This is a genomic window from Marinomonas transparens (genome assembly GCF_016463975.1).
Lineage (GTDB): Bacteria > Pseudomonadota > Gammaproteobacteria > Pseudomonadales > Marinomonadaceae > Marinomonas > Marinomonas transparens.
Map to the genome: position 1 here is coordinate 372,626 of NZ_JAEMNX010000002.1, position 21,554 is coordinate 394,179.

Annotated in this window: 21 protein-coding genes and 1 other RNA gene; 12 read left to right on the plus strand and 10 right to left on the minus strand. The window is 43.1% G+C overall.

Annotation, left to right across the window (positions count from 1 at the left end; genetic code table 11):
- Nucleotides 1–19: 19 nt before the first annotated feature.
- From dapB to pomA, 3 genes are all read right to left on the minus strand, one after another.
- Nucleotides 20–820, minus strand: coding sequence for a 4-hydroxy-tetrahydrodipicolinate reductase (gene dapB / locus I8J31_RS04180; protein WP_199467034.1), 801 nt, complete (start codon nucleotides 818–820; stop codon nucleotides 20–22).
- Between the two features lie 105 nt (nucleotides 821–925).
- On the minus strand, nucleotides 926–1,948 hold the full coding sequence (locus I8J31_RS04185) for a flagellar motor protein MotB (RefSeq protein ID WP_199467035.1): 1,023 nt from the start codon (nucleotides 1,946–1,948) through the stop codon (nucleotides 926–928).
- 38 nt (nucleotides 1,949–1,986) lie between these two features.
- Nucleotides 1,987–2,742 carry a flagellar motor protein PomA gene (pomA, locus tag I8J31_RS04190; protein WP_199467036.1) on the minus strand — a complete coding sequence of 252 codons (756 nt, stop codon included), beginning with the start codon at nucleotides 2,740–2,742 and terminating at the stop codon, nucleotides 1,987–1,989.
- 174 nt (nucleotides 2,743–2,916) lie between these two features.
- Between pomA and I8J31_RS04195 the strand changes: the two genes are divergently transcribed.
- From I8J31_RS04195 to I8J31_RS04235, 9 genes are all read left to right on the plus strand, one after another.
- On the plus strand, nucleotides 2,917–3,159 hold the full coding sequence (locus I8J31_RS04195) for an exodeoxyribonuclease VII small subunit (RefSeq protein ID WP_199467037.1): 243 nt from the start codon (nucleotides 2,917–2,919) through the stop codon (nucleotides 3,157–3,159).
- Nucleotides 3,156–4,037 carry a (2E,6E)-farnesyl diphosphate synthase gene (gene ispA / locus I8J31_RS04200; RefSeq protein ID WP_199467038.1) on the plus strand — a complete coding sequence of 294 codons (882 nt, stop codon included), beginning with the start codon at nucleotides 3,156–3,158 and terminating at the stop codon, nucleotides 4,035–4,037. Before I8J31_RS04195 ends, ispA begins: the two co-directional genes overlap by 4 nt.
- Before the next feature lie 51 nt (nucleotides 4,038–4,088).
- Nucleotides 4,089–5,966, plus strand: a complete 1,878-nt coding sequence (dxs, locus tag I8J31_RS04205; RefSeq protein WP_199467039.1) for a 1-deoxy-D-xylulose-5-phosphate synthase — start codon at nucleotides 4,089–4,091, stop codon at nucleotides 5,964–5,966.
- Nucleotides 5,967–6,159: 193 nt separating this feature from the next.
- Nucleotides 6,160–6,591: a COG4315 family predicted lipoprotein gene (locus tag I8J31_RS04210; RefSeq protein WP_199467040.1), complete on the plus strand. Its 432-nt coding sequence runs from the start codon at nucleotides 6,160–6,162 to the stop codon at nucleotides 6,589–6,591.
- A 16-nt stretch (nucleotides 6,592–6,607) separates the two neighbouring features.
- Nucleotides 6,608–7,147, plus strand: coding sequence for a sigma-70 family RNA polymerase sigma factor (locus I8J31_RS04215; RefSeq protein WP_199467041.1), 540 nt, complete (start codon nucleotides 6,608–6,610; stop codon nucleotides 7,145–7,147).
- Entirely contained in the window at nucleotides 7,132–7,884 is a 753-nt protein-coding gene (locus I8J31_RS04220) for an anti-sigma factor (RefSeq protein ID WP_199467042.1), read from the plus strand. The genes I8J31_RS04215 and I8J31_RS04220 overlap by 16 nt, the downstream gene beginning before the upstream one ends.
- Nucleotides 7,885–7,943: 59 nt before the next feature.
- On the plus strand, nucleotides 7,944–8,672 hold the full coding sequence (locus tag I8J31_RS04225; RefSeq protein ID WP_199467043.1) for an alpha/beta fold hydrolase: 729 nt from the start codon (nucleotides 7,944–7,946) through the stop codon (nucleotides 8,670–8,672).
- 409 nt (nucleotides 8,673–9,081) lie between these two features.
- Nucleotides 9,082–10,212 (plus strand): putative manganese transporter, encoded by a 1,131-nt coding sequence (locus I8J31_RS04230; protein WP_233402571.1) that lies wholly within the window; start codon nucleotides 9,082–9,084, stop codon nucleotides 10,210–10,212.
- A 409-nt stretch (nucleotides 10,213–10,621) separates the two neighbouring features.
- Complete coding sequence (locus tag I8J31_RS04235; protein ID WP_199467045.1) at nucleotides 10,622–11,839, plus strand: response regulator; 1,218 nt, start codon at nucleotides 10,622–10,624, stop codon at nucleotides 11,837–11,839.
- Nucleotides 11,840–11,949: 110 nt separating this feature from the next.
- On the opposite strand, the gene hisC is transcribed toward I8J31_RS04235, so the two are convergent.
- From hisC to prfB, 3 genes are all read right to left on the minus strand, one after another.
- Nucleotides 11,950–13,008: a histidinol-phosphate transaminase gene (gene hisC, locus I8J31_RS04240; protein ID WP_199467046.1), complete on the minus strand. Its 1,059-nt coding sequence runs from the start codon at nucleotides 13,006–13,008 to the stop codon at nucleotides 11,950–11,952.
- Between the two features lie 101 nt (nucleotides 13,009–13,109).
- A complete protein-coding gene (lysS, locus tag I8J31_RS04245; RefSeq protein WP_199467047.1) occupies nucleotides 13,110–14,612 on the minus strand; it encodes a lysine--tRNA ligase in 1,503 nt (500 codons plus the stop codon).
- Between the two features lie 46 nt (nucleotides 14,613–14,658).
- A protein-coding gene (gene prfB / locus I8J31_RS04250; RefSeq protein ID WP_199467048.1) for a peptide chain release factor 2 occupies nucleotides 14,659–15,754 on the minus strand; the annotation gives its coding sequence in 2 pieces (ribosomal slippage) (nucleotides 14,659–15,681 and nucleotides 15,683–15,754; 1,095 coding nt in all).
- A gap of 144 nt (nucleotides 15,755–15,898) precedes the next feature.
- Between prfB and I8J31_RS04255 the strand changes: the two genes are divergently transcribed.
- The 3 genes from I8J31_RS04255 to I8J31_RS04265 all read left to right on the plus strand — a co-directional run bounded on the left by I8J31_RS04255 (nucleotide 15,899) and on the right by I8J31_RS04265 (nucleotide 17,079).
- The gene (locus tag I8J31_RS04255; protein ID WP_199467049.1) at nucleotides 15,899–16,192 is read left to right on the plus strand and encodes a cell division protein ZapA; all 294 of its coding nucleotides are present in this window, start codon (nucleotides 15,899–15,901) and stop codon (nucleotides 16,190–16,192) included.
- A 135-nt stretch (nucleotides 16,193–16,327) separates the two neighbouring features.
- Nucleotides 16,328–16,505: non-coding RNA, 6S RNA (gene ssrS / locus I8J31_RS04260), on the plus strand.
- Nucleotides 16,506–16,509: 4 nt separating this feature from the next.
- The gene (locus tag I8J31_RS04265; protein WP_199467050.1) at nucleotides 16,510–17,079 is read left to right on the plus strand and encodes a 5-formyltetrahydrofolate cyclo-ligase; all 570 of its coding nucleotides are present in this window, start codon (nucleotides 16,510–16,512) and stop codon (nucleotides 17,077–17,079) included.
- A 17-nt stretch (nucleotides 17,080–17,096) separates the two neighbouring features.
- Here the strand turns inward: I8J31_RS04265 and traF (I8J31_RS04270) are convergent, their stop codons facing one another.
- From traF (I8J31_RS04270) to I8J31_RS04285, 4 genes are all read right to left on the minus strand, one after another.
- Nucleotides 17,097–18,458, minus strand: a complete 1,362-nt coding sequence (gene traF / locus I8J31_RS04270; protein ID WP_199467051.1) for a conjugal transfer protein TraF — start codon at nucleotides 18,456–18,458, stop codon at nucleotides 17,097–17,099.
- 129 nt (nucleotides 18,459–18,587) lie between these two features.
- Nucleotides 18,588–19,937, minus strand: coding sequence for a conjugal transfer protein TraF (gene traF / locus I8J31_RS04275; RefSeq protein WP_199467052.1), 1,350 nt, complete (start codon nucleotides 19,935–19,937; stop codon nucleotides 18,588–18,590).
- A gap of 231 nt (nucleotides 19,938–20,168) precedes the next feature.
- On the minus strand, nucleotides 20,169–20,975 hold the full coding sequence (gene kdsB, locus I8J31_RS04280) for a 3-deoxy-manno-octulosonate cytidylyltransferase (protein ID WP_199467053.1): 807 nt from the start codon (nucleotides 20,973–20,975) through the stop codon (nucleotides 20,169–20,171).
- Complete coding sequence (locus I8J31_RS04285; RefSeq protein WP_199467054.1) at nucleotides 20,975–21,553, minus strand: KdsC family phosphatase; 579 nt, start codon at nucleotides 21,551–21,553, stop codon at nucleotides 20,975–20,977. The genes kdsB and I8J31_RS04285 overlap by 1 nt, the downstream gene beginning before the upstream one ends.
- Between the last annotated feature and the right edge of the window lies 1 nt (nucleotide 21,554).

Genomic DNA, 21,554 nt, shown 5'->3' on the forward strand with positions numbered 1-21,554 from the left:
TAACAATACACAAGCTCGTCTATTTTAGATTAAGAACGTCCTGCATATCATACATACCTGCTGGCTTACCGGCTAACCAGCTCGCGGCCCGCACAGCGCCCTTTGCAAAAGTCATTCGGCTGCTGGCCTTGTGAACGATTTCAATACGCTCACCTTCTGTTGCAAACCAAACGCTATGCTCACCAACCACATCTCCGGCACGAATCGTTTCAAAGCCAATCTCTTTTTGTGTTCGCGCACCTGTCTGGCCTTCTCGACCATAGACAGCGCACTCCTTTAGATCACGCCCTAATGCCTCTGCAACCACTTCTCCCATACGCAAAGCCGTTCCTGAAGGCGAATCAACCTTATGTCTATGATGAGCCTCAACGATTTCTACATCATAATCATCACCGAGAATTTCTGCAGCCGTTGCTAATAACTTCAAAGTCAAGTTAACACCAACACTCATATTAGGAGCAAACACGACAGGAGAGCGTTTAGCAGCCTCATTCAACTCTGCTTTTTCATGATCGGTTAAGCCTGTAGTTCCAACAACGATGGCTTTGTGATGTTCGGCACAAAACGCGGCATTGCTTAATGTTAAAGCTGGGGTGGTAAAGTCAATCAACACGTCAAAATCATTAACACAATCCACTAATGACGCAACTGCAGCTACCCCTAGTTTACCAACACCCGCAATTTCGCCAGCATCCGCTCCAACTAAACTACTAGCTGGTTTTAAAATCGCCGCGCCTAACGTCACACCATCAGCATTATTAACAGCGGTAATTAGATTTTTTCCCATGCGCCCAGATGCGCCAATGACTGCTACTCGCATTTTATTTACTTCCTCAATTTTATCTGCGCCAACCATAGCAAAAAAAACCTTAAATCTCAGCAATAAAAAAGGAGCCGAAGCCCCTTATTTTATTTATTCAAAGTCTTAGAATATTTCACTCGGTTCCAAATCAAAACCTAGTAAGTCTTCATCTGAATCCTCGTCAGCACTAAACAGATCAAGTTCAATCACACCATCATTAAACAAGTCATCAGTGGTTGGCTGCACTTCTGGTCGAGACAAATCATTCTGTTTAATCACCAGTTCCACTCGACGGTTTGTCGCGCGATGAGCTGACGTATCATTAGGGACCAAAGGACGAGTATCCGCATAGCCAGTCACTGCAAATCGATTTTGCTCCAACTCTCCAGTAGCAAACAATTCCTCTGCAACAGCAATCGCACGGGCAGAGGATAACTGCCAATTCGATTTGAAACGCGCTGTCTCTATTGGCACATTATCCGTATGCCCCTCTACGGCAATGCTACCTTCAAGGCCAACTAATACTTCACGCACCAAATCGATAACGGGAATAAAATCATAATTCAGTTCCGCTGAGCCCGATTCAAAAGAGCCTTGATCTTTTAGTCGTATAGTAATCGTCTGTTCTTGCGTTTCAATTTCTACCGTTCCCTTAGAAACCTCTTCTCGCAGTACCGAAGCAATTTGCTTGGCATCCTCTTCCGTTTGTTGGATCTGCTTTTCTCTTTCTAGATCTGCCTTAGATTTATCAACAAAAGTATCTGGCGACGGCGAGCCAGCTCCATCCTTCTCATTTATTTCTGCTGAATCAGGTTTACAGAGAACTTCGAGCGTATTGTCTTGGGTATCATCAGCATCCTGGCGAACCTCATTAATCGGTGTAGGTTCCGGTCGTGCAGGACTAAATTCTTGAGCAATGATAGAAGTCCCCATGGGAATCGAATCTGCTTTTATTTCTTTCTGCACACCAAATGCTTCGCGCATAGAACCAGCAAGTTGCTTGAACTTCAACACATCCATTTCAGCAAATGACAATAAAAGTACGAAGAAGCACATTAACAGCGACATAAGGTCGGCAAACGTCCCCATGTAAGCTGGTAAGCCCTCTATACATTCGGGGCACTCTGACTCTTCTTCATCACTCATTATTATTGAATCCGTTTACATCTTAAACTTATTAAAGATTATTCACGCTCAGTGCGTTTACCTTCAGCAATATAGGCTTTAAGAGAACCATCAAGTATACGAGGGTTCTGGCCTGACTGAATCGCTAAGAGAGCATCCAAAATCAACTTCTGGCAAAGTAATTCTTCTTCTGCACGATTAGCAAGCTTTGCGCTAATAGGCAAACACACCATATTGGCTAACATGGCGCCATATAGAGTCGTCAATAGTGCAACCGCCATCGCAGGACCAATGGATTTGGGGTCATCCATATTTGCCAGCATTTGCACCAAACCGACCAAAGTCCCTATCATTCCCATGGCAGGACCAACATCTCCGTAGGCTTTGAAAAGTTTGGCGCCATTATCATGGCGAGTATAAGACTGGTTCATTTCTTTACTGAGCTGACTTTTCACCACACTACCATCATGGCCATCAACCAACATTTGAATCCCCTTCGATAAGAAAGGGTGACCGACTTCCTTTCCTTCCAATGACAACAACCCCCCTTTACGCGCCTCATCGGCCAAACCGTAAATTTCGTCGACTAACGTATCTAACGGAACACTTTTAAACATGAAAGCTTTTGCTGCAACTTTACCTGCACCAAGAAACTGACTAAGCGGATACTGCATCAAAACAACAAAGGTAGAACCAATCAAAACAATCAGGGTTGAGGCTACGTCTAAAAACATTCCCGCAGAACCACCAACAAAGATGGCGGCAATAACAATGGCAAAAGAGCCAATCAATCCTAATAACGTTGCGATATCCACACACGTCTCCCGACAAAAAAAGCTATAATACGATTAGAGTGTATCTAATTTTAAACGAAAGAGCCGACAAGGGTGACACATTCTTGCGCTATTTTTGTAATTATCATCTGCATACCCTCGAAGAGTGAGTCATTTTCTGTTAAAAAATGTAGGTTCAAAATAAGAGTAATCACCATGTCCAGGAAAAACAGCGTTCGCCATTTCGAAGATAACCTAAATGAACTAGACATCCTTATAAATCAATTAGAGTCAAACCAGCTCTCTCTTGAGGATGCCTTGAAAGCATTTGAAAAGGGCGTCAAGCTGAGTCAAGATTGCCAATCGGTTTTAACGCAAGCCGAGCAAAAAGTTCAAATCCTTCTTGAGAAACAAGATGGTGAACACCTAGAAATTTTTGACCCGGAATCTAATTCGTGACTCTAAACGATTTTTCACAATACGCCAGCAACCGTGTCGACCAATATCTAAAGCAAAAATTAGACCTATACAACCCAGCCTTAACTTTGCAAACCGCCATGGAATACAGTCTGTTTAATGGCGGGAAACGGGTAAGACCAATGCTAGCCTATGCCACGGCTTCATTGTTTGGCGAAGCAAATAGCTTAACAGATGCCAGTGCGGCCGCAATTGAATCAATACATGCCTACTCGCTTATCCATGATGACTTACCTGCTATGGATGATGACGACCTAAGGCGAGGCAAAGCAACTTGTCATATTCAGTTCAACGAGGCTACGGCCATTTTAGCGGGCGATGCCCTACAAACTTTTGCCTTTGAACTACTCAGTGACAAACAACATAAAAATGCTCAACAACAAATCATTTTAATTCAAGAGCTTGCTAAAGCTTCTGGCCGCCATGGCATGGTCACAGGTCAAATGATTGATCTATCAAACGTGGGCAAAAACATCGACATCAAAGCTCTAGAGCAAATGCACCAGCATAAAACGGGGGCATTAATCCGAGCCAGTGTACGAATGGGAGCAATTAGTACTGGAGCTGAAAACCTTGATCAACTAACGTCATTGGATATCTATGCCAATGCCATAGGTTTGGCTTTCCAAGTCCAAGATGACATCATTGATATTACCAGTGATACAGAGACACTAGGAAAGACACAATTCTCTGACGAAGAAGCAAACAAACCGACTTACCCTAAATTACTCGGTTTGAAAGGTGCACAGGAACTTGCCCAAGCTTTATATGGAAAAGCCATTGAATCTGTTTCCCCCTTTGGCGATAAAGCTCAACCTCTAGTTCAGCTGGCAAACTATATTATTGGTCGCAACCACTGATATACTTAGCCATTTTTTAGATTAACTAAAGAAGTGACCTTACTGGTGCCCATGTTCGAAGAAATACCAACCTCGCGACCTGACACGCCGCTACTTGATCAAGTCGATACACCGGCTGATTTGCGTGCTTTTAAAAAAGAGCAATTGCCAACCCTTGTCCGAGAATTACGTGAATTCATGCTATACAGCGTCGGCCAAACAGGCGGACACTTCGGTGCTGGGCTAGGCGTTATTGAGCTAACCGTTGCGCTGCACTACCTATATAACACACCTGAGGATCGCATCGTTTGGGACGTAGGCCATCAGGCTTATCCCCATAAAATACTCACAGGGCGCCGCGAAGCACTGCTTAATATTCGCCAAGAAAATGGCATATCTGGATTTCCAAAACGTGATGAAAGTGAGTTCGACACCTTCGGTGTGGGCCATTCAAGCACTTCCATCGGCGCAGCCTTAGGCATGTCTTTGGCCGCGCGCCAGCTTAAAACGGGCCGTAAAGCCGTAGCAATTATTGGCGACGGTGCCATGTCCGCAGGTATGGCTTTTGAAGCGCTTAACCATGCAGGCGATGTAAAAGCAGATATGCTGGTCATCCTAAATGACAATGAAATGTCCATCTCGAAACCCGTTGGTGCTCTGTCCAGCTATTTCGCGCGCATTTGGGCGAGTAAAACCTACGATCATATTCGTGAAGGTGGCCGCAAGGTCTTCTCTGGTTTACCCTCCGCATTAGAATTGGCTCGTAAAGCCGAAGAACATATGAAAGGCATGGTATCGCCAGGCATGATGTTTGAAGAATTAGGCTTCAATTATATTGGTCCAATTGATGGCCATGATATGGACCATCTACTAACGACGATAGACAACTTAAAAGACAGAAAAGGCCCACAATTTCTTCATGTTATAACCAAAAAAGGCAAAGGTTTTGAGCCAGCTGAAGGTGATCCAATTGGTTATCACGCCATAAATAAGATCGAACCAGACCCAAAACCCAATGCACCACAAAGTAAGTTGCCCAAGTACTGTAACGTATTTGGACAGTGGGTTTGTGATGCCGCAGAGCAAGACGACAAACTTGTGGCTATCACGCCAGCCATGAAAGAAGGCTCTGACCTAATCGACTTTGCAGAACGCTTTCCCGATAGATACTTTGATGTTGCCATCGCAGAACAACATGCAGTAACACTGGCCGCAGGCATGGCCTGTGATGGTGTTAAACCTGTTGTAGCCATCTACTCAACTTTTTTACAGCGCGCTTATGACCAACTCATCCATGATGTTGCCCTGCAAAATCTTGATGTGCTATTCGCCATCGATCGCGCCGGTTTAGTCGGCGAAGATGGCCCAACTCATGCAGGTGTTTACGACTTAAGCTACCTACGCTGTATTCCAAATATGATCGTAATGGCACCATCTGACGAAAATGAATGTCGAAAAATGCTGCAAACAGGTTATCAATACCAAGGGCCAGCAGCAGTACGTTACCCTCGCGGTACAGGCCTTGGAGTCGATATTGAAGCCAAGCTAACCCTGCTCGAAATAGGTAAATCTCGTACTTTACGCACAGGGCGATCTGGCATTGTCATTTGTGGTTTTGGTCGACCGACCCACGACGCCTTACAAGCTGCAGAAAAGTTCGATGCAAGTTTACTTGATATGCGTTTTGTCAAACCCATTGATGAAGAAGCACTGCTAGCACAGCAGGGTGCCAAGCTCATTGTCACTGTCGAAGAAAACGCCGTTATGGGCGGAGCAGGCTCTGCGGTGAGTGAGTTCTTGTTAGCTAACAACATACAAGTGCCTACCCTGCATATCGGTCTACCAGATCAATACGAAGAGCACGCTAGTCATGCTTCTATGCTTAAACGCGTCGGATTAGATGCCGAAGGCATCTTAGTCGCTATAGAAAAAAAACTATCTAGCCTCTAAATATCACCAAGAGTGCCAATCTCATTGGCACTCTTTCATTCTTTAAGCCCCTTGATATAAATTTTTTAATTCAACCATTTCATAAAAAATCGTTTTCCCTGCATCCAAACCCCTCATTCAGTTCGTTCCTATAGGTGAGTTCAAAAGAGCTCTCGCTGTTTCAGAAATTCACCCTACTAAATAGGAAAACACCATGAATATTAAAACCCTTATGCTCACCTCTCTTCTTTCCGTTATTGTATTAAGTGCCTGTTCATCAAAAGGTTATGCTGGCGGATATGCCAATAGCACAACGTATAAAGCCAACTCGGTCGTTAGCCTAGTAGATACTTCTATTGGTAAAGTATTTGCGACAGCAAACGGTAAAACACTGTATACCTTCAAAGTTGATGAAGAAGCAAAATCTCACTGCTATGATGGTTGCTCTGCTATTTGGATCCCCTTTGAGGCACAAAAAAATGCTAAAACATGGGGAGAATTCACGGTAAACAAACGTGACGACGGTATTTTACAGTGGGCATACAAAAACCAACCACTCTATACTTGGAGTGGTGACAGTAAAAAAGGCGATACCAAAGGAAATGGTGCTAAAAACGTATGGTTCGCTCTCTTAAAAAATCAATAACGAGGCTTTTTCATTCTTGACTAATGATGCTTGGAAACGAGAAGTAGAACAGGCGCTGGCGCAAGTAAAACTGCAACATCAGCCGTCTTTTGAAAAACTCTATGAGTTAACAAATGCTAAATTGTATGGCCTGGTATTAAAAATCATACCAGACCAAGCATTAGCCACTGATGCTTTACAAGAGGCTTACCATAAGATTTGGCTCAATGCAGAACAACATAGAGCGGATCTAGGCTCCGCTTGGTCTTGGCTGTGTCAATTAACTCGTAACCAAGCAATCGATCGTGTTCGTCAACGGCAGCGCTTACAAGAAACCAGTGATGAAGAAGTTCCAGAGGCTTTTAGTGAAAGTGAAGCAACCCTGTGGCCTGAGCACATTGACCTAAATCGATGTTTACAAACCATCAGAGCAGAACAACAAAATGTGATCGTTCATGCTTATGTGTATGGCTCGTCTCATTCTGAGCTGGTAAAAAAATTTGACGCGCCACTAGGTACGTTGAAATCGTGGATACGACGTGGGTTGAAGGAGTTACGCGAATGTTTAGAAGCCTAAAATACCAAAACCCCGTCGTTCGCGAACACTTGGCTGGACAATACGCCATGGGACTATTGAGCAATCAGGTAAAAAAGCGAGTAGAAGCTTTTATAAAGTACGATGCCACTTTTGAGCAAGAAGTCATCCACTGGCAAGTACGACTAGCACCTTTAAACGAGATTCCGGAAGAAGTGCCGGCTCCAGCTGGCTTAAAGCAAAAGGTCTTAGCCCGAATTCAAAGCGAAAACCAAGCCCCTTCAAGTACTTTATTAGAACAAGTGATGATTTGGTGGAAGTCCGTTTTGCTATGGCAAGGGGCTGCGTTTGCTTCTATTACAGCATTAATCATATTCATTACCATGCCATTTAACTCCCCCACTCAACAAACAACATCCACTGGCACCTTATCTTACCTTGCTGTCATGCAGTCACAGCAGGCCTCAACGGAGCCCCCACTCGTTATTAGCGCCTATTCAAAAACAGAGAAATCTCCCTCGCGTTTAGAGTTTCGCTGGAACGAGCGAACACCGAACCAAGACCTAAGTAATGCCACACTTTGGGCAATTGAACGGGAGACTGGCAGTTTCATTCAGCTGACTAAATTGGCAGTAGGAATCAAGAAAATGAATTTAACCGCTGCGCAATGGAAAGCCGTAAATAATAGCCTTGAACTGATTGTTGTCGATGGCGACAGCCTAAGCTCACGAGTTTTATTGCGAGGTACCTGTTTACAACTGGCTAACTGGGTGAGCTAAGAGAGCTCATGCTAGTTTTTAATGCAATAAAAGACATTTAATTTATGGAGTAAAGGACGATGGCTTCAGACATCATATTGATTAGAGGGTTATTTCGCGGAAAGTATCATTGGGGGGCATTTCCTGACACCCTACAAAGCTTTTTTCCAAATCAAAATGTCATCAGTGTTGATATTCCAGGTGCAGGGGATTTATTTTTTCAAGACTCCCCTTCCTCTATAGAAGGTATGGTTGAAAGTATTCGATCACAATTAAACAGATCTAAAAAATTCAATATTATCTCAATCTCAATGGGTGGCATGATTGCCCTAAAATGGGCTGAGCTCTACCCAGAAGAAGTTGATCACCTAGTTTGCATCAACACCAATGCAAAAGGTTTTAGTCCTTTCTATCACCGTCTTATATTAAAAAACTACGTGACTATTTTGCGCGCACTATTCTCCTCCCCGCACCAAAAAGAAAGGTTAATTTATTCTATGGTGTCTAATAAGGCATTGGATGTAAAAGTGATAGAAGACTGGGTAGCCATTAATCAAGCACACCCAATGAGAAGAAAAAATTTTTTCCGTCAGTTCTCAGCGGCGCTAAAGTTCGAAGCAGAAAAACCAAACTGCAAATTACTCTTTATTTCATCCCGCTTAGATAGATTAGTCAGCTATAAAGCCACTCAAGCCATCGCAAAAAAATGGAACGAAACGCTTATAGAAAACCCATTGGATGGTCACGATATCCCATTAGATAACCCAGAGTGGCTATGTCAGCAATTAGTTAAATGGATAAAGGATTAACCTTAGCTAACCGCCGTTACCCTTAAGATAGTTAACTACCTAATTCCTCAACAGCCCCAATACAATAAGCCAGCTATTAAAACGTCCATGGGGCAAACATAGTAATTGCCAGCCCAAGCACGTTAACTAGAACAAGAAGCAACCTCTTAACCCTATAGACATTTGTAGAATAAGACACTTGATAGCTTCTCTACACTAAACCACATGCTAAAAACCGTTAACAATATAAAGTGTCATGAAAATAGATAACGCCTTTCTGTCAATTTTTCTACCTTGTCTTGCATAACCACATACATATAAACGATAATCATTTGCAAATGAATTATGTTTTTTACTTATGCCAATTGAAACCAAAACCTTGTTTGTAAAACCAAATCACACTCTTGTAGAAGGGTTCACCAATAAACGGATGATAATCCCGTTAGCACTTGCCATACTTTGGCTTATTCCCAACTTGCGTGAAATCGTTTTCTCTGTATTAGCGGATGCTTTTTTACAAGTTTCCGCCTTTGTCGCGCTGACACTGGCACTCTACTACGGCATAAGCCACAACCTGAATGCCACTCCCCTACAAAATTGGATGCGACAAAAGTCTTACCGCGAAATCATCTTCGCCGGCCTAATGGGAATTTTGCCTGGATGTGGCGGCGCGATTGTCGTGATCACTCAATATACCCAAGGTAAAATCGGCTTTGGCGCCGTGGTGGCTGTACTTACCAGTACCATGGGAGATGCGGCTTTTTTATTGATTAGTCAACGGCCAAGAGACGCCGCCATTGTGCTCTCTATTAGTATCATAGTAGGGATCTTATCAGGACTTGTGGCCGATTGGTTTTTACCGGCCCCAAAACACGACGCTAAAAAGCCAATAGATCAACAAAAAGCAGCAACACTACAACACCTGAATTATTTTGAGATAGGCATCAACCGCTTCAGTACAGCGTTTTGGGGCCTATTAATTATTCCTGCAAGCATCATTGCTCTACTACTTGCCATGCAACAGGATGTTAATCATTTACTAGGGTTGTCTGAGAAATCAATAGAGTGCCTAGGTGCTATCACTGGGTTTATATGCCTAATGCTATGGGCCTTGTCAGCTAAAAATGATCACTACTCTGAATTAACAAAAGAGAATGATAACGTTCTCCCGCAACACTGGATTCGAAAAGTGGCGCAAGACACTCAATTTGTCACTAGCTGGGTTGTGGTGGCTTTTATCCTCTTTGAACTCACTCTTCTTATTGCTGGTGATGACATACTTAACTCACTGAAACTCTGGGGAAGCACAACAGTCTTCTTTGCAGCCATGGTGGGTTTATTACCTGGATGTGGCCCTCAAATCATGGTGACGGGCTTATACTTACAAGGGGCGATACCTCTATCAGCACAACTTGCTAATGCCATTAGTAACGATGGCGATGCACTCTTTCCCGCTATTGCCTTAGCTCCTAAAGCCGCGTTACTCGCCACACTCTACTCCACCGTACCAGCCTTACTCGCTGGATACACATATTATTGGTTTATTGAAATGAGCTTCTAACTAAAAGATACAGCCTGTTAGCATCTAATATCTCACTCGTTTTAGCTTGATAACCTTAACTTCACCAGCATCAATAGCCGCCTCATGCTCTGGCGAAAGCAGAGATAAAGACACAGGCTCCTTCCTTAAACCTATTTATTCCACAACATCGCTTTTCTCTGCAAATGACTAAGTGCATTAATCTCGATATCGTCGTCAATCTCTCCTCTTATTAGTCCAAGTCGGATTAACACAGCACTCAAAAATGACTAAAAATAACAAATATCTTGTATGGCTTAGTAGGCTTAAAAAGATAAGGTCACCTACAATTACAATAAGTATCAAGAGATTAGGTTAAAAATACCTAAATCGCTCAGAGCCCTTTATTCATTCCAAAACACCATTCAGGCTCGACAATTGGAAAATGAACATGACAATTGATTTTACAAAAAAGAAAGTTCTAGTTATCGAAGACCTTTCAGAAGCAAGAGTAATACAAAAAAAAATGCTACTTGAGCTTGGCTTCAGCAATGTAGATATCGTAGCAAAGGCTGATACAGCACTTGAACTATTAAACAAAAATACTTATGACATTGTTATGTCTGACTATAACCTTGGTAAAGGTAAAAATGGCCAGCAAATCCTCGAAGAAGTGAGAACAGCTAAGCTTATACCCAACACTTCTACCTACATTATGGTTACCGCAGAAACATCCATGGAAATGGTCATGGGCGCTGTTGAATTCCAACCTGATGGCTACATTGCAAAACCTTTCTCTCAGGCCTTACTTCATCGAAGAATTATAAGTCTCGTTGAAAATAAGGAAAAACTCATTGGAATTAATACCGCTTTAGACAAAAAAGACTATCAAAAAGCCATTGACGAATGCCTAACCTCTATCGAAACACACCCTTTTCTTAAGGGTAAATGTCAACGAATTTTGTGCGAATGCTATGTAGAACTTAAGCAATACGACAAGGCGTTAAAAGTCTACAACGATGTCCTAAACGATAGACAAATGCCATGGGCCTTATTCGGCAAAGCAAAAATTCAGTTTCTACAAAAGAAGTTTACAGAGGCAGAAAATAACTTTAGACAACTTACCTTTGATAATCAGTTCTTTGTTAACGCTTACGATTGGCTGGCTAAATGCTTCCTTGCTCAAGACAGGTTCAAAGACGCACAACAAATGCTGATAAAATCAGTTGATAAAGCCCCTCAAAACATTACTCGACAAGCGTTACTGGCCCAACTTAGCATGGATCTACAAGACTATGAATTAGCAGAAACCGCATACAGAAAAGCCATCGCTTTGGCAAAACACTCTTTCGTTAACCCCCCTGATATCTATATCAAACATTTAGTTTCATTGATTCGAATATGTCAAAAGCAAAAACATTTAGATGCCAAGCAAAAACAAATTTTTGAAAGAACCTCTCAAAGAATCAAATACTTTTTTGAACATGACAAAAAAACGATGACCCATAGATACGAACTTAATGTTGATTTACAGATAGTATCAGATGACCAAAAACATGCATTACAGGTACTATCCGATTGGAAGAAAGAAGCGGCTAAAGGAAATGTAGAAATGCCTCGAGCCGAATTAGAGCTAAGAATAGAAAACCTACAAACAGCTTCTGCCTAATGGTTAGCAAATCTGACACCCATCAACGACAAACCTCGACGATGACTGCCCTGTGTATTTATTACTAAAAGCCGCAAAAGCAGATTTTCATCTAAGATAATTAAAACCTTTTATACCTGCTGCAATGCAATGATCAATGCCGCCATTTCTTCCTCTGTGCCAATAGTGATTCTAAGATGGTTACCGATACGTGGTTTTTTACCAAAGTAACGCACTAAAATACCCTGCTCTTTCAAGGCAAGGTAAATACTTTCGGCGTCTTTTTCTGGGTGAGTCACAAACACAAAGTTAGTCGCCGACGGGACGATTTCAAAGCCCAACGCTTCTAGGTCTTTAACCGACTGTTCGCGAGTAGCCATCGTTTTGGCACAGATTTTCTGCAGGTAAGCGTCGTCTTCCACCGCAGCCGTCGCACCCGCTAAAGCAATGCGGTCAATGGGGTAAGAATTGAATGAGTTCTTCAACCGCTCTAACCCTTCGATCAAGTCTAGGTGGCCTAATGCATAACCCACACGAATCCCCGCCAAAGCACGGGATTTGGATAAGGTTTGCACAACTAATAAGTTCGGGTATTGGTTGATCAAGGAGATGGCACTTTGGGCCCCAAAGTCCACGTAGGCTTCGTCTACTAATACCACCACATCTGAGTTAGCTTTTAGAATCACTTCTATATCTGATAAAGACAGAGCTTTACCGGTTGGCGCATTGGGGTTAGTCACCACCACGCCTGATACGTCTAGGTTTTGGTAATCCCTTGGTTCGATATCAAAGCTATCAGTTAATGGGATCAACTTAGGTTCAATGCCATACAAGCCAGCGTAAACCTTATAAAAACTGTAGGTAATATCGGCAAAAGCTAAGGGTTTGCCATTAGAAAAATACCCCATAAATGCGAGCGCTAAGACTTCATCGGAACCATTACCTACAAACACTTGATTAGCTGCTAAGCCGTAGTTTTTTGCCAATGCTGTTTTTAGGGTCATACAGTTTGGATCTGGATATAAACGTAGACTTTCGTTTACTTCCGCTGCCATAGCACTAATTGCGTTAGGCGAAGGCGAATATGGGCTCTCGTTGGTATTCAGTTTGATGTATTTTTTATCTTGCGGTTGCTCACCCGGCACATACGGGTCAAGAGAAGCGATTTTATCTGTCCAAAAACGACTCATGGAAAGCTCCATTGTTTTTCATAAAATGTAGAGAGTTCAAACAAAAGAAGGCCTCAATTGAGGCCTTCTTTATGTATTACGTTTTGCTATCCGGCCTAAAACTAGTCTTGAGGACGCATATGAGGAAACAACAATACGTCACGGATCGAAGGTGCATCAGTAAATAGCATCACCAAACGGTCAATACCGATGCCTTCACCTGCCGTCGGAGGTAAGCCGTATTCTAGAGCATTAATGTAGTCGGCATCATAATGCATAGCTTCATCATCACCCGCGTCTTTTTCAGCCACTTGACGCTTGAAACGCTCGGCTTGGTCTTCTGGATCATTAAGCTCCGAGAAACCGTTAGCGATTTCACGGCCACCGACAAAGAATTCAAAGCGATCAGTAATAAAGTCATTGTCGTCATTTCGACGCGCCAATGGCGATACTTCTGCTGGATATTCTGTGATAAAAGTTGGCTGATCCAATTTGCTCTCAGCAGTTTCTTCAAAGATTTCTGTCCAAAGTTTGCCCAAGCCCCAGATCGGTTTCACATCAATGTGTAGCTTCTTAGCCACTTCCGTCGCTTTTTCTAAGGTGTCTAGGTCTTCTACTTTCAATTCTGGGTTGTAATGAAGAATAGACTCCAACATGGTCATACGAACAAATGGCGCACCAAAGTCATATTCTGATCCTTGGTAAGTCACGGTTGTTGTGCCTAGCACTTTTTCGGCAACAGTACGAAGCATGTCTTCGGTTAAGTCCATTAGGTCTTTGTAATCCGCATAGGCTTGGTAGAATTCGATCATGGTGAATTCTGGATTATGACGAGTAGACGTGCCTTCATTACGGAAGTTGCGGTTTATCTCAAACACACGTTCAAAGCCGCCAACAACCAAACGTTTCAAATAAAGCTCTGGGGCAATACGCAGGTACATACTCATGTCCATTGCATTGTGATGAGTAATAAATGGACGCGCGGTCGCACCACCCGGAATCACTTGCAGCATTGGGGTTTCTACTTCCATAAAACGACGGTCTTCAAGGAAGCGTCGAATAGTAGAAATAATTTTTGAACGTACTTGGAAGGTATCACGGGATTCTTCATTTACAATCAAATCTACGTAACGCTGACGGTAACGCATTTCCATGTCCGCTAGGCCATGATGTTTGTCTGGCAATGGACGCAAAGACTTAGTCAATAGCTGCGCAGATTGCATATCAATGTACAAGTCGCCTTTACCTGACTTATGTACTGGGCCTGTGATACCAATAATATCACCTAGGTCCCATGTTTTTTGATCTGCCAATAGCTCTGGGCTCAAGGCTTTACGATTAACATAGGCTTGAATTTGGCCTGTCATGTCTTGTAACAACATGAAAGCACCACGATTACGAACAATACGGCCCGCAATGCTGACTTTGTGATCTTTTTCTTCAAGCGCTGGCTTTTCAATCTCACCAAATTCTGCCTGTAAATCCGCTGCATAAGCATTAGGGCGGAAGTCATTTGGGTAAGCATTACGCTCTTCACGAATTGCCGCCAATTTAGTACGACGTTCTGCGACTAGGCGGTTATCGTCAGCTTGCTGTGTTGCTGCAGTGTTGTTTTCGTTAGCCATGATTTTGCTATTGCTCTTTAAATGTTTATAAATTGATTAAGGCGCTTTATAGGCCTTGCTTTAAACTTGCGACAATAAACTGGTCAAGGTTGCCATCTAATACAGCGCCTGTATTTGAGCTTTCTACTCCAGTTCGTAGGTCTTTAATTCGAGAGGCGTCCAATACGTAAGAGCGAATCTGGCTACCCCAACCGATATCAGACTTATTGTCTTCCACTATTTGTGCCGCTTCATTACGCTTCATCATTTCAAATTCGTATAATTTAGCGCGCAGCTGCTTCATAGCAAAATCACGGTTCGCGTGTTGAGAACGCTGATTCTGACACTGTACAACAATGCCTGTCGGCTCATGAGTAATACGTACCGCAGAGTCCGTGGTATTTACGTGCTGGCCACCCGCCCCTGATGAACGATATGTATCGGTACGAATGTCCGCTGGATTAATTTCTATCTCTACGTTGTCATCAATTTCAGGGGAAACAAACACAGAGGCAAAGGATGTATGGCGGCGGTTACCTGAATCAAAAGGTGATTTACGCACCAGACGATGCACGCCAGTTTCGGTGCGTAACCAACCGAAGGCGTATTCCCCTTCAAAGCGAATCGTGGCAGATTTAATACCCGCCACATCACCTGCTGACACTTCCATTAATTCGACTTTAAAACCTTTATCTTCACCCCAACGTAAATACATACGCAATAGGATATTTGCCCAATCTTGAGCTTCGGTACCACCTGAACCAGATTGAATATCTAGAAAGGCATTACTTGGATCCATTTCATGGGAAAACATGCGACGAAATTCTAACTTCGCTAATAGAGCATCCAGTTCTTCCAGTTCGAGCTGAACCGCTTCTACTGACTCTTCATCGTCTTCTTCAACCGCAATCTCCAACAGTTCTTTGGAATCATTAACTCCAGACTCCATGCTGTCCAAGGTTTCTACAACAGCTTCTAATGAAGCGCGCTCTTGACCTAGTTTTTGAGCATAATCAGGATCGTTCCAAACCTCTGGGTCTTCCAGTTCTCGGTTGACTTCTTCTAGTCGTTCTTTCTTTGACTCGTAGTCAAAGATACCCCCGAAGCGTTAGTGCACGTTCGGATAGGTCTTTTATCTTAGAAAGTATCGGGTTGATTTCCATATTGGCGTCAATTTGCTATAAACAGTGTGAATAAAGTGGATTGCGAATTGTAACGAATTTACCCGCAGCATAAAATGCTATTCACTACTCAATGATGGAAAACAGACCATTTTTTTGTGGGCCTTGCTATCAAATGGAGTCAATATGGATAAGCCAACGGTCGCAGTAGAGATACTGGGACAAACTTACAAGATAAATTGCCCCAAAGGGCACGAAGCAGATTTAAAAGAAGCAGCGGATTATCTCAACAATCAAATGCAGGAAATTAAAGATGGTGGAAAAATAAACGGCGTTGAAAAAATGGCCGTATTAGCTGCATTGAATATTACTCACGATATGCTTTCTAGTAAAAAACATGTCCGCTCTAACGAGCAACAGTTGCGAGAACTGACTTCACAGCTGGATGATGCCTTAACACATCAAACCAAAACAGGTTAAAGAACAACCTCTCGGGTACACTCTTTGAGCAGCTTTCTTTGAATGTCGGTGGGGAACACGAATTTTCTTCATGTAGGTCAAAAAAACGACCAGGTCGTAACGTGATTTCTATTAGAAGTTACTCTATACTTCGCTTGTTTCCTGGGTTGTTCGAGGCGGCTTAACGCCCTTGAGCCTATGAGTAATACCCCGGAGAGAGCCTGTTGGTTTGGTGTGCATGTCCGTGCGTCGGAAAGCCTAAAAAGTCACAGTTCTTTCCACCTTGAACCACTGGGTTCAAGGCCAATAGCCGAAACGGCAACTTGGGAAACCCTTTTATGACCTCACTTCTAGATTCCAGACAAAGACTGCGTCGCCAGCTGCGACAAGCAAGACGACATTTATCTGCAGATGAGCAACAGACAGCAGCCCAACAGATTGTTGAGCGTATCATCCCTTACCTTTCTGACATAAAGCACATTGCTCTCTATCTAACCAACGACGGTGAGATTTCTCCGCATTTGTTATGCGAATATCTCTGGCTACAAGGGCTGCACACCTACCTTCCTGTGGTGAAAGACAAACACCTTGTTTTTGCTTCCTACACTCCTGACACAATCTGGCAAGAGAATCGCTTTGGCATCAAAGAGCCCATTACGACTCTCTACAAAGAAGGGAATGAATTAGATTTGGTTGTTTTACCCTTGGTTGGATTTGACGAGCAAGGTGGCCGACTTGGTATGGGTGGGGGATTTTATGACCGTACCTTTGCAGATAAAAACAGCGCCGAAGCACCACTTTTAATTGGTTTGGCTCATGATTGCCAGCAAGTCAAAAGCTTACCAATAGAAAACTGGGATGTGCCATTACAAGCCATTATCACTCCGAGCCAAACTATTCTCGTTTAATCTGGCTATCATGACACCTAAAAACCAAAACTGTAACCGACAGAGAAATAAAGGCTACGGGGTAAAGAGCTCCCATCATGGGTAAATTTATCTAATCCATAGGCGAGATCAAGTTCTAAACGTCTAAATAGAGTAGCGCCTGCCGTAATATACCTTAACTTACTGCCCACATGATTCCTTCTGTAACCCACTCGGATTCCAGGCAACAAAAGATCATCATTAAAATAGGATAAAGAAATGACCTCCCATTGATATTCATCCCCTACAGGATCAGCAATATGATTCGCATCATAGGAAACAGCAAGAGACCAATTCTGATCCGTTGTCATAACGGCGGCATCCAAGGTCAATTGGGCTCTCATTTTATAAGTTTCTTTTAAATCCAACTTGCCTCCATTAGACAAACGTACCGCAGCATTACAGCTCGTTAACTCAGAACCAGACAAGCCACTGCAATTACCTAACTCTGCAAAATCAAACTCAGGCTCATTCACATTGGCTAATGAAGCACCTAACTGGTAATTGGGAGCAGTCCAAATAGCCCCTAAATCTAAACTGATACCTGATTCAACATTCTCTCTTTCAAATAAAAAATCACCAAAACCATCATCGGCATCATTCTCTTCATCGGTCAAGACAGACAATTTTTGCCCTAACGCCATTTTATGAAAATTAAGCCGACCGCCAAGAATAAGGGCCCCACTTATAGGTCGACCAAGCGCTTGGCTATAGCCTAAACCAAAACGATAATCTGTCGCCCTCTTAACATAGACGGAGGTGTCAGAAACCAGTTCAACATCAGAACCGGAGACAGTCGCAGAAATATCATCAGAGAGAATACCAACCCGCCCAACAAAAGAAGCACTTGCATCTAGTGTAAAAGCACCACGATTGCTGGTTTTATAAATAATCGGCATAAAGGGCGCTTGTACCGACCCTGATAACTTAACATAGGCCGTTTTGCCTATTTCGGTGATAATGCCATTGGCTTGATTGATGGCTGCTGCGACGTCAGCATCAGCCTGGATCAAGGCAGCACTGATTTCCGCATCGGTTGAATTGAGCGTTAATCCAAGACTCGCTAAATCGGTAGCACTTAAATTATTATAAGAAGCACTGTAGTCCAGTTCTAAAATCCCTTCCAGTTCATCAATTTTATCGTCAAGATTTTTAATATCGCCGGTTTCATAACCTAGGCTCAGTGGTCCTAAAAATCCCACTCTAGCACTTTCAATATTGGTCATCATGTAAGGGGCCGCAGGATTCGCTAATGAGGTCATAAAGGCTTGTCGGTTGGCATAACCACCTAAGGCAGTGCTCGCTCCTATGGGTTGATAAATAGGTAGGGATGCCAAGGCATGAGAGCCTAGTATAGCCATGCTAAAAGTTACTAAATACTTTTTCATTCACTTGCCCGAATCAATTGAGAACCCGGCCTGATGGTGACTAATAAAAAGGCCGATAATGCTAAACATTATCGGCCTGTCTTATCAAATCTTGACGTTTTTTTAAAACGCGGTGCCATAACCTAAAGAAATATAAGCACTGCGAGGCACTTCATCACCATCCTCATCTGTCACCGTTTCTGTCGCGACAGCCACATCAAGGTTTAAACGTTTCAACAAGGTTAACCCAGCCGAGACATAACTCAACTCCGTACCTGCCATGTTTTGACGGTAACCTGCTCGAAGGCCAGGTAAGAAATGTGAGTCTCCATAATAAGACACAGACACAGCTCCCCATTGATATTCATCACCTACCGGATCTTTCACGGAATTAGCATCATAAGAACCTGCCAACGTCCAACTCTTATTTTTAGATGTCACAGAAGCCTCAATGGTCGTCTGCATTTCCATCGTATAAGCACTCTTCTGTTCCAACTCTCCGCTTGTAATAAAACCATTTGCAACATTACAGCTTCGATCAGAGCTTGCGCAGTTTTGACCTAAAGCAACGCCATCAAATTCAGGTTCATTTATATTAGCCAGTGTGATGCCTACATGATAATTATCAGCGACCCAAATAGCCCCTAGATCTAAACCGACACCTGTACTACTTACAGAGTCATCAGAAGCTGCATCTGAAAGGGCATCCTCTACCTCAACATTATCATCGTCTAAAGCAACCAAAGCCCTGCCAAGAGAAATTTGATGCACATTCGCTTTTACACCGCCAATTAATCGGCCCAGATCCTCTGCTGGCTTCCAAACTTCTCGGCTATAACCAAAACCTACATTCAAGTCCACAGCCGTCTGAGCATAAAATGAGGAATTAGTAGTAACTTGAATATCCGTTAGATCTGTAAAATCTGTTGTCACATCACCTGAAATCAAGCTACCGCGAACGACTGCAGAAACACTTGCGTCCAACATGAAAGCGCCATTATCTTTTGTTTTATAGATAATCGGCATAAAAGGAACTTGAGTACTAATAGAAGTTTTGACATAGGCATCTTCGGCGATGTCATCCAAAATAGCATCAACTTTACTCGCTGCATTATTAGCAGCGGTTTTAGCCTTAGCAATAGCATCGGATTGTGAAGTCGCCCCACTAATCGCATTAAGGTAGTTAATATCTACAATATCTTCTATTTCCTCAACTCGATCACCTAAATCGCTGATGTCCCCCATTTCAACGCCTATACCAATAGGGCCGATAATACCAAAACGAAAGTTATCATCATCCTGCTCATTCACCATAAGAAAGGGTGCCGCTGGATTTGCAGAAGCCGTGGCTAGCGCTCTTTGATTAACCGAGCTACCTAAGGTGAAGCTAGAGCCTATCGGCTGATAAACTGGCATCGCAGCCATAACCGCAGAACTTAATAAGCTGGTGGTAAAAATCAAAGTCTTTTTCATTAGGCTACCCTTCATAAAATAAGTGTCACAACATTAGAATCGACGAACTCAAATAAGACTAGCAAAAACATCATGGCCTTGCACAATAAATACACAATAAATCAACTCTTTATACAAGACATATCAAATGGAGACTCAGTATAGGAAGTGCATTTTAAGCATTAATCTCTACATGTAAAAAAACCGCATTCTCTCCAGAGAATATGGTTTTATAAAAATAGAACCTGTGCTTTATAAGTTATCTAAAGACAATTTTGTACGCAGTGCCTCTAAATCTTCCGGCGTATCCACACCGTGGGGAGGTAAAGTATCAGTGAAAGCTACCTGAACCTTGATGCCTTGATGCAAAAATCTCAGCTGTTCTAGCTTTTCCCAACGCTCTAAGGGAGACATGGGTAGGCTGGCATATTTGGCTAACAAACTAGCGCGGTATACATAAAGCCCAATATGACGAAACGCAGGAAAGTCTGCTGCTAACTCACCAGCCTTAGTCGCATCTTGCGTAAAGCCGTCTCGGTCCCATGGCATAGGTGCCCGACTAAAATAAAGCGCTCGCTGCTGTTCATCACAAACCACTTTTACCACGTTAGGATTAAAGAAGTCTTTGGCATTGCTTATTTTACAGGCAGCGGTAGCCATCTCGGCTTCCTTGTCTCGGCTCAAAGCGTCAACCGCAGAATGAATTAATGCAACGGGCAAAAAGGGTTCATCACCTTGCACATTGACGATGATTTCATCTTGCTGCCAGCCCATTTTTTCTGCTACTTCAGCCAACCGTTCCGTACCATTTTCATGGTCATCACGGGTCATCACCACAGGAGCGCCAACCGCTATGGCCGCTTGTTCTATCACTTCATGATCCGTAGCGACAGTAACCGATTTAGCCCCAGCCCCTAATGCTAGTTCATAAACCCATTGCAAAACGGGCTTGCCACCTAGATCTGCCATGAGTTTTTGAGGGAAGCGCTGAGATGCATATCGAGCAGGAATGACAATATGAAAATCAGGCAAAGAATCATTGTTAAACTTTGGGGGCATTATTTTTCAAACTCCGGTTTTTGGGCGAATTCATACGCAGCTTCTAATGACATACGGGTAGACAAAATGATATCTGCGACTTCTCTGGCGACGCCTTCGCCTGCGGCTTTATTTAATACTAGTGGACAATAACGCTGCACCAAAACATGGGCATCAGCGGGGCACATAGCTACACCGACTTTAGGCATGACTTGAAGGTCGATGACATCGTCACCAATATAAGCAGCCTCTTCTGATTCCACACTTAAACGAGCCACTAATTCATCAAACGCCGCGGCTTTGTTATGACAACCGGGGTAAAAATGCTCGACGTTAAGGTCAGACATTCTTTGGCGCAGTGGTACAGAATCTTTAGCAGTAATAACTGCGACCTGAATTCCCCATTTAGGCAATAACTTCATGGCTACACCGTCTTTTACGTTAAAGCGTTTCATCGCTTCTCCCTGATCACCGTAAAATAAGCCGCCATCGGTTAAGACGCCATCCACATCAAACACTACCAGTTTCAAAGACTGTAGCTTAGTGATTAACACAGGATCACCCAGATCTGGGTATGAAGACAGAAACATCGTATCCATG